Source organism: Streptomyces durbertensis (genome assembly GCF_014156695.1).
GTDB classification, from domain to species: domain Bacteria; phylum Actinomycetota; class Actinomycetes; order Streptomycetales; family Streptomycetaceae; genus Streptomyces; species Streptomyces durbertensis.
In genome coordinates, this window is the sequence record NZ_WMLF01000263.1 from 1 (window position 1) to 7,413 (window position 7,413).

Annotated in this window: 9 protein-coding genes; 4 read left to right on the forward strand and 5 right to left on the reverse strand. The window is 73.2% G+C overall.

Annotated elements, in window-relative coordinates; all coding sequences use genetic code 11:
• Both GL263_RS17270 and GL263_RS17275 read left to right on the forward strand, forming a co-directional pair.
• On the forward strand, positions 1–349 hold a 349-nt coding region (locus GL263_RS17270; protein ID WP_228456580.1), incomplete at its 5' end, for a LiaF domain-containing protein.
• Between the two features lie 169 nt (positions 350–518).
• Entirely contained in the window at positions 519–869 is a 351-nt protein-coding gene (locus GL263_RS17275) for a WhiB family transcriptional regulator (RefSeq protein WP_182856624.1), read from the forward strand.
• A 116-nt stretch (positions 870–985) separates the two neighbouring features.
• On the opposite strand, the gene glpX is transcribed toward GL263_RS17275, so the two are convergent.
• Positions 986–2,020, reverse strand: a complete 1,035-nt coding sequence (gene glpX, locus GL263_RS17280; RefSeq protein WP_182856625.1) for a class II fructose-bisphosphatase — start codon at positions 2,018–2,020, stop codon at positions 986–988.
• A gap of 217 nt (positions 2,021–2,237) precedes the next feature.
• Between glpX and GL263_RS17285 the strand changes: the two genes are divergently transcribed.
• Positions 2,238–2,825 (forward strand): DUF4245 domain-containing protein, encoded by a 588-nt coding sequence (locus tag GL263_RS17285; RefSeq protein ID WP_182856626.1) that lies wholly within the window; start codon positions 2,238–2,240, stop codon positions 2,823–2,825.
• Between the two features lie 99 nt (positions 2,826–2,924).
• On the opposite strand, the gene GL263_RS17290 is transcribed toward GL263_RS17285, so the two are convergent.
• The 3 genes from GL263_RS17290 to xseA form a co-directional block, all read right to left on the reverse strand.
• Entirely contained in the window at positions 2,925–3,518 is a 594-nt protein-coding gene (locus tag GL263_RS17290) for a malonic semialdehyde reductase (protein WP_182856627.1), read from the reverse strand.
• Positions 3,519–3,654: 136 nt separating this feature from the next.
• On the reverse strand, positions 3,655–3,924 hold the full coding sequence (locus GL263_RS17295; RefSeq protein WP_182856628.1) for an exodeoxyribonuclease VII small subunit: 270 nt from the start codon (positions 3,922–3,924) through the stop codon (positions 3,655–3,657).
• A gap of 102 nt (positions 3,925–4,026) precedes the next feature.
• Positions 4,027–5,250: an exodeoxyribonuclease VII large subunit gene (xseA, locus tag GL263_RS17300; protein WP_182856629.1), complete on the reverse strand. Its 1,224-nt coding sequence runs from the start codon at positions 5,248–5,250 to the stop codon at positions 4,027–4,029.
• A gap of 161 nt (positions 5,251–5,411) precedes the next feature.
• Between xseA and GL263_RS17305 the strand changes: the two genes are divergently transcribed.
• Positions 5,412–6,470 (forward strand): 4-hydroxy-3-methylbut-2-enyl diphosphate reductase, encoded by a 1,059-nt coding sequence (locus GL263_RS17305; protein WP_182856630.1) that lies wholly within the window; start codon positions 5,412–5,414, stop codon positions 6,468–6,470.
• Positions 6,471–6,768: 298 nt separating this feature from the next.
• Here the strand turns inward: GL263_RS17305 and GL263_RS17310 are convergent, their stop codons facing one another.
• Entirely contained in the window at positions 6,769–7,362 is a 594-nt protein-coding gene (locus GL263_RS17310; protein ID WP_182856631.1) for a DUF6542 domain-containing protein, read from the reverse strand.
• Positions 7,363–7,413: the final 51 nt, after the last annotated feature.

Here is a 7,413-nt window from a genome sequence, read left to right on the forward strand (position 1 = left end):
CTTCAGCGGCGCCACCCGCAAGGGCCGGTGGCGGCCCGGCGCGCAGACGACCGCGTTCGCCTGCTTCGGAGGCGTGGAGATCGACCTCTCCGAGGCGGTGTTCGAACAGCGCGAGACAGTGGTCAACGTGACGGCGATCTTCGGCGGCGTCGACGTCAAGGTCCCCGAGAACGTCACTCTGCGCGGCTCCGGCAGCGCGGTGCTCGGCGGCTTCGACGTCGAGGAGCAGACGGCGGAGGACCCCGACGCCCCGGTGGTGATCGTCCGCGGGCTCGCCGTGTTCGGCGGAGTGGACGCAAGTGGCAAGAGGGGCAAGCGGGTTCGCGATCTGCGCGCGCGTCGCGACTGAGCGCATACTCACGCGTACAGCGGGTAGAGGTCCGGGCATCGCCCTCTCGCGTGGACTCCCGGTGAACAGACCCGGCCCGCCCGGGTGACGGACCTCACGCGACCGGGCGATCTGGGCACCAGGCTGGAACAGACAGCTGACCTCGTCGCCGTTCGTCAGGGAGTAGACCGTGCTGCAATCGCCGCATCAGCACCTGCGAGCCACCGTCGCCCCGCAGCGCACCGCCGCGCGGCATCCGGACGACAGTCCGTGGCACTCCGAGGCGGTCTGCCGCCGCGACGAGGCGGGGTTGTTCTTCGCGCCGTCCAAGGAGCCCACGGCCGCGCGGCTCGCCAGGGAACAGGCGGCGAAACAGGTCTGCGCCCGCTGCCCCGTCCTCGTCGCCTGCCGGGAACACGCGCTCGCCCAGCCCGAGCCGTACGGCGTGTGGGGCGGGCTGACGGCCGCCGAGCGGCGTGTCGTACTGGCCCGCCGCAGGCGGCGTGAGGCGGCCGGCGCCGCCGAGCCGCGCATCGCCTGACGCCCGGCCGCCCGGGTGCTGCCTGACGCCGGGTCATCCGGGCGTTCGTGGGAAACGTCGTCCGGTCCTCTCCGGTGGCCGTCGGGACTCCGACCGCCACCGGAGAGGACCCGGGCTCACCTCGCCCGGTCGAAGTCGATCGCGCTGTAGGCACGCAGCTTCGCCAGCCGGTGCGTGGAGTCGATCTGCCGGATCGTGCCGGACTTCGAACGCATCACCAGCGACTGCGTGAACGCGGTCTCCGCGCGGTAGCGCACCCCGCGCAGCAGGTCGCCGTCGGTGATGCCCGTCGCGACGAAGAAGACGTTGTCGCCGCGCACCAGGTCGTCGGTGGTGAGCACCTGGTCGAGGTCGTGCCCGGCGTCCAGCGCCCGCTGCCGCTCCTCGTCGTCCTTCGGCCACAGCTTGCCCTGGATCGTGCCGCCCAGGCACTTGATCGCGCAGGCCGCGATGATGCCCTCCGGCGTGCCGCCGATGCCCAGCAGCAGGTCGACGCCCGTGCCCTCGCGCACCGCCATGATCGCGCCGGCCACGTCGCCGTCCGAGATGAACTTGATCCGGGCGCCCGCCTCGCGGACCTCCTTGACGATCGACTCGTGACGCGGCCGGTCCAGGATGACCACCGTCACGTCCTCCGGCGCGCAGCCCTTCGCCTTCGCGACCCGGCGGACGTTGACCGACGCCGGGGCGTTGATGTCGACGAACTCCGCCGCCTCCGGGCCGGTCGCCAGCTTGTCCATGTAGAACACCGCCGACGGGTCGAACATCGCGCCGCGCTCGGCCACCGCCAGCACGGAGACCGCGTTGGCCATGCCCTTGGCCGTCAGCGTGGTGCCGTCCACCGGGTCCACCGCCACGTCGCACTCCGCGCCGGTGCCGTCGCCCACCCGCTCGCCGTTGTAGAGCATCGGGGCCTCGTCCTTCTCGCCCTCCCCGATGACCACGACGCCGTTCATCGACACGGTGGAGACAAGCGTGCGCATCGCCTTCACGGCCGCGCCGTCGGCGCCGTTCTTGTCACCGCGGCCGACCCAGCGGCCCGAGGCCATCGCCCCGGCCTCGGTGACCCGTACGAGCTCCAGCGCGAGGTTGCGGTCCGGAGCTTCCGGACTCACCTCGAGCTGGGACGGAAGGTGATGGTTCTCGGACATCTGGACGCACCTTTCTGCGCGGCGGCTGGGAGCTGCGGCCGGACAGTCGAGGGTTGAGGAGCACCTACGACCTTATCCGCACATCGACAATGTGAGCAGACCGCCCCTCGGATGAGCGGGCCCAGGGCGGCCCGCGGAGCGCCCTCCGGCCTGCTCCCAGGCGGGCTTCCGGGGTGAGGCGGACCCCCGTCCGGGCGGGCGACGGGCATGGGGGAACATGGGGTACGTGGCGACGAAGCGTGGTTTGAAGACAGTGCGCGACATGGTGCTGTCGATGGCGGTCATCGGAGCGGGTGCGGCAGTCCTCTACCTCACCCTGCCCAACAACGAGTCGCAGGATCCGGTCCGCGAGATCGGCTACCAGCAGGAACTGGCCACCGCCGGCCGCGCCGCCCCCTACCCGCTTGTCGCCCCCGAGGGCCTCCCCGAGAAGTGGCGGGCCACCTCGGTCACCTACCGGGCGCAGAGCGACCACGGCGCCGTCTGGCACCTGGGCTTCATGGACCCGGGCAACCAGTACGTGGCGATCGAGCAGAGCGACGGCGACCGCAGGAAGTTCATCGGCAAGGTCACCCACCGGGCCGAGGAGACCGACCGCGTCGAGCGCGTCAACGGCCAGGAGTGGATCCGCTACGAGGGCCCGAAGTACAACGCGCTGGTCCTGAAGGACGGCGAGGCGCCGGGCGGCGGCGACGGCGGCGAGGGCAGCACGACGCTGGTCACCGGAACCGCGTCCTACGAGCGGCTGAAGGAGATGGCCGCCGCGCTCCAGCCGTACGCCCAGGCCGCCGCGGACCAGGGCTGAACTCCCGGGTCCTCGGGCCCGAACCGGGTGCGACCAACCGGGTGTGACGAGCTGAGCGGCGGCCGGGGCGGCCGCCGCTCAGCTCTGCCGGACGTGCGCTCAGACGGTGGTCACGGCCTCGTCGGCGCTCAGCCGCGGGCCGCGCGGGCGGAAGGCGTCCGGACCCGGGTGGCCGATGTTCACCACCAGCAGCGTCTTCCGGCGGCCGTCGCCGAAGAACTCCTTGTCGACGCCCTCGAAGTCCAGCCCGGTCATCGGGCCGGCGGCCAGCCCGGCCGCCCGCACGCCGAGGAGGAAGTAGCCGGCCTGCAGCGCGGCGTTGAACCGGCCGTTGCTCTCCCGCACCTCGGCGTCCGCGAACACGGTGTCCTTCAGGGCCGGCATCACCGGGAACAGCTCCGGCAGCCGCTCGTGGAACTCCAGGTCGACGGAGAGGATCGCCGTGATCGGCGCCGTCCGCGTCTTGGCCTTGTTGCCGTCCGCCAGGTGCTGCACCAGCCGCTCGCGGGCCTCCGGCGTGCGGACCAGGGTCACCCGCAGCGGGGACTGGTTGAACGCCGTCGGGGCGAGCTTGACCAGGTCGTAGACGGCCTTGATCTGCTCGTCGCTCACCGGGGCGTCGCTGAAGCTGTTGGCGGTGTGGGCCTCACGGAACAGCAGGTTCTGGGCGGTCTCGTCGAGCACGAATGCCATGGGGGTCAGCCTCTGTTTGACTCGAAGGGGTAGTTCAAATTCGTACTACCACCCTAAGTGCCCTGTCCGACGGCCGCCCACCGCGGCCCCCGTGATGATGCCCACAAGCCCCCGGGGACACACTCCGGCCGCGCCGCTACGACTCGGCGCCGGCCTCGCTCCCCGCCGGCGCCCCGCCGTCCTCCGGCTCCTCCGGCTCGGCGAGCGCGGCGTCCAGCCGGGCCCGCGCCCCGGCCAGGAAACCGCGGCAGATGCCCGCCAGCTCCTCACCGCGCTCCCACAGCGCCAGCGACTCCTCCAGCGTCGCGCCGCCCGCCTCCAGCCGGCGCACGACCTCGACCAGCTCGTCCCTCGCCTGCTCGTAGCCCATCGTGGAACCGGGCCCCGCCTGCTCTTCCTCTGCCATACGCACCACCCTAGATCCGGGGTCCGACGATCGGCGTCCCCGCCGACCGGCCGCGACCCGGCCGCCCTCTCGACCCGGCCGCCCTCCCGACCGGCCGCGCTCTCACCGATCGGCGTCGGCGCCGGTCACCGTCACCTCGAACTCGCCCTCCGCGACCCGGGCGCGCAGCCCCTCACCCGGCGCCACCTCGCCCGGATCCCGGACCACCGCGCCGTCCGTCCGCTGGAGCACCGCGTACCCGCGCCGCAGCGTCGCCGCCGGCGACAGCGCCAGCACCCGCGCGCGGGTGTGCTCCAGGTCCGCCGCCGCGCCGTCCAGCCGGTGCCCGAAGCAGCGCCGGGCCCTGCCCACCAGCTCGGTCACCTCGTCCGCGCGCTCCTCCACCAGCCGGTGCGGATACGCCATCGCCGGCCGGCTCATCCAGTCCGCCAAGCCGCGCTCCTGACCCTCCACGAACGACGTGACGCAGCGCAGCGCCCGGTCGCGCAGCTGCCCCACCCGCTCGAACTCCTCGCCCACGTCGGGCACCACGTCCTTCGCCGCGTGCGTCGGCGTCCGCGACCGCAGATCGGCGACCAGGTCGAGCAGCGGGGTGTCCGGCTCGTGCCCGATGGCGGAGACCACCGGCGTACGGCACGCGGACACCGCGCGGACCAGCTGCTCGTCCGAGAACGGCAGCAGGTCCTCCACGCTTCCGCCGCCGCGCGCCACGATGATGACGTCCACCTCCGGATCGGCGTCCAGGTCGCGGATCGCGCCGATCACCTGCGGCACCGCCTTCGGACCCTGGACCGCGACGTTCCGTATCGCGAAGCGGACCGCGGGCCAGCGGTGGCGCGCCGTCTCCAGCACGTCCCGCTCCGCCGCCGAGGCCCGGCCCGTCACCAGCCCGACGCGGTGCGGCAGGAACGGCAGCGGACGCTTGTGCCGCGCGTCGAACACCCCCTCCGCCGTCAGTGACTTCTTCAACTGCTCCAACTTCACCAGCAGTTCACCCACGCCGACCGGGCGGATCTCGGCGGCCCGCAGCGACAGCTCACCACGCTGCGCGTACCAGGACGGCTTCGCGTGCACCACCACCCGAGTGCCCTCCGAGACCACGTCCGCCACCTGGTCGAAGACCCGACGGAAGCACGTCACCGTCAGCGACACCTCGAACGACGGATCACGCAGCGTCAGGAACACCACGCCCGCGCCGGGACGGCGGCTGAGCTGCGCGATCTGCCCCTCCACCCACACCGCGCCGAGCCGGTCGATCCACCCGCCGATCAGCTTCGACACCTCGCCGACGGGGATCGGCGCCTCGGGCGACGTCTGGATAGCCATGTCGACGAGGCTAACGGCACCCACCGACACCCGGAGGCGGTACGCGGCCCCCGGGGCCCCGAGCGGCTTCCGCGCCGGCGCACGCGCTGGTCAGGCGCACGCCCGGCGTCCGACCGCACACGCCCCCGCCGGGCGGGCGCGTCGCACCTTACGATGGGCGCATGAGTGCTACGTCCGGCCCGTCGCCCGCAGCAGCCCCAGGAGACACCTCGCACGCCTCCGCCGCCGGCGGCTCCCGAGGCAGAGTCCTCCTCGCCGCCCCCCGCGGCTACTGCGCCGGCGTGGACCGCGCCGTCATCGCCGTCGAGCAGGCCCTCGAACAGTACGGAGCCCCGATCTACGTCCGCCACGAGATCGTCCACAACAAGTACGTCGTCCAGACCCTGGAGAAGAAGGGCGCCGTCTTCGTCGAGGAGACCGCCGAGGTCCCACCCGGCGAGATCGTCATCTTCTCCGCCCACGGCGTCGCGCCCGAGGTGCACCGGGAGGCCGAACGCGGCCGCCTCGCCACCATCGACGCCACCTGCCCGCTTGTCACCAAGGTCCACAAGGAAGCCGTCCGCTTCGCCCAGGACGACTACGACATCCTCCTCATCGGCCACGAGGGCCACGAGGAGGTCATCGGCACCAGCGGCGAGGCACCCGAGCACATCACCGTCGTCGACGGCCCCGGCGACGTCGACAAGGTCGAGGTCAAGGACCCGTCGAAGGTGGTGTGGCTCTCCCAGACCACCCTGTCGGTCGACGAGACGATGGAGACGGTCGGCGCGCTGAAGGAGAAGTTCCCCCAGCTCGTCTCCCCGCCCAGCGACGACATCTGCTACGCCACGCAGAACCGGCAGACGGCCATCAAGCAGGTCGCCGCCGACGCCGAGCTGGTACTCGTCGTCGGCTCCAAGAACTCCTCCAACTCCGTGCGCCTCGTCGAGACCGCCCTCGCCCACGGCGCCTCGGACGGCCACCTCGTCGACAACGCCGGCGAGATCGACGAGGCCTGGCTGGAAGGCGTCACCACCGTCGGCCTCTCCTCCGGCGCCTCCGTCCCGGACGTGCTGGTGGAGGGCGTGCTCGACTGGCTCGCCGAACGCGGCTTCGACGACGTGGAGGTCGTGCAGCCGGTCCAGGAGCACATCCAGTTCTCCCTGCCCAAGGAACTCCGCCGCGACCTGCGCGAAGAGGCCCGCCGCAAGCTCGCCGAACCCGCCGACGCCACCAGCTGACGCCTCCGGCCGCGTCAGCGGCCCCCGACACGGCAGGACCGGCGCGGACCTCATGGCCCGCGCCGGTCCTGTTCGATCGCGACACGGCCCGGTCGCACTCGCACCGCTACACCGCCACCAGAGTCCGGCACGTCGCGCCCATCCGGCGTCCCCGCGCACCTGGCCGCCCCGGCGCCGCACCCCGGCGCTGACAACCGTCTCGTCCCGTACTCACACACGGGCCCAGGCAGCCGCTCCGATCCCGCCGCGCCGCCGGGCCCGCCCGTCGGGGCTCCGACTCCCCATGCCGGACTCCGTCTCAGCCTCGCCGGGCGGCGGCCGAGCGGACCACGCGGCGTCGCCTCGCCGCCATCATGCTGCGTCGCACCACCGCGATCACGGCGGCCAGCGCCGTGCCCCCGTACAGCCACCCCGCGTTGACGGCGAGCATCGTCGCCAGCTCCACCAGCCAGCCGCCGAAGCCCTCACCCTCGCTGACCACCCCGAGGCCCGCCGCGAACGCGATCGGCGCCGCCACCGGCGCGGTCAACGCGTCCGCGACCCGCACCCACAGCCCGCACCCCGCGCCGACCAGCAGGAAGAACACTCCGTACGCCGTCGCCGACCCGCCCGCCAGCAGGCTGACGACCAGGCCCCACGCCACCATCAGCGCCCCCGCCAGCAGACCGCCGCCCAGCGCGGTGAGGCGCGGCCGGGGAAGACCGGAGAACGGCCCGCCACCCGCGCCCGCCCGTACCGTCGCGGACGCACCGGCGGGCCGCCCGGCCCGACGCCGGACGTCCGTCGCGCCGGTGAACCGGCCCGCCGCCGGCTCCTCCCCGGGCGGCGCCGCGACCGGTCCCCGGGGCGGCCGCCGCCGGGGCTGGCTGAGAGGCGTCCTACGTTGCTCCACCCGACCAACGTAGGACCCCGGCCCCCCGACACCCACCGGACACGCCCGGCA

Coding starts and splice junctions, on each gene's coding strand:
- glpX (WP_182856625.1), bottom strand. CDS start 2,020: ATGTCCGAGAACCATCACCTTCCGTCCCAGCTCGAGGTGAGTCCGGAA.
- xseA (WP_182856629.1), bottom strand. CDS start 5,250: ATGGCTATCCAGACGTCGCCCGAGGCGCCGATCCCCGTCGGCGAGGTG.
- GL263_RS17285 (WP_182856626.1), top strand. CDS start 2,238: ATGGGGTACGTGGCGACGAAGCGTGGTTTGAAGACAGTGCGCGACATG.
- GL263_RS17290 (WP_182856627.1), bottom strand. CDS start 3,518: ATGGCATTCGTGCTCGACGAGACCGCCCAGAACCTGCTGTTCCGTGAG.
- GL263_RS17305 (WP_182856630.1), top strand. CDS start 5,412: ATGAGTGCTACGTCCGGCCCGTCGCCCGCAGCAGCCCCAGGAGACACC.
- GL263_RS17295 (WP_182856628.1), bottom strand. CDS start 3,924: ATGGCAGAGGAAGAGCAGGCGGGGCCCGGTTCCACGATGGGCTACGAG.